The organism is Skermanella aerolata KACC 11604 (assembly GCF_000936425.1).
Taxonomy (GTDB): domain Bacteria; phylum Pseudomonadota; class Alphaproteobacteria; order Azospirillales; family Azospirillaceae; genus Skermanella; species Skermanella aerolata.
The window spans coordinates 1-460 of the sequence record NZ_AVFK01000212.1 but is presented as its reverse complement, the minus strand read 5'-3'; the positions used below and the strand labels follow the sequence as shown (position 1 = coordinate 460).

General features: G+C 64.6%; 1 protein-coding gene. It reads right to left on the bottom strand.

Translation table 11 applies throughout. The features are described 5' to 3' along the window. A partial coding sequence (locus N826_RS39260) for an ABC transporter ATP-binding protein (RefSeq protein WP_044438112.1) occupies positions 1-460 on the bottom strand: 460 nt, incomplete at both ends.

The window sequence follows — 460 nt, the reverse complement described above, 5'->3', positions numbered from 1 at the left end:
TATTCGCTTCGAGCTGGTCGTTCGGGATCATGTCGACGATGTTGCCTTCCTCCATCACGTAGTGGCGGTCGGCGATGGTGGCGGCGAAGCGGAAGTTCTGCTCGACCAGCAGGATCGTCATGCCGCGCTGCTTCAGCTCGCGCACGACCTTGCCGATCTGCTGGATGATGACCGGCGCCAGACCTTCGGTCGGCTCGTCGAGCAGGATGAAGTCGGCGCCGGTCCGCAGGATGCGGCCGATCGCCAGCATCTGCTGCTCGCCGCCCGACAGCCGCGTCCCCTGGCTCCGCCGCCGCTCCTTGAGGTTCGGGAACAGGTCGTAGATCGCTTCCACCGTCATGCCGCCCGGCTTGATGGTCGGCGGCAGCATCAGGTTCTCCTCCACGTTGAGGCTGGAGAAGATGCCGCGCTCCTCCGGCACGTAGCCGATGCCGAGCTTGGCGATCTTGTTCGATTGCAT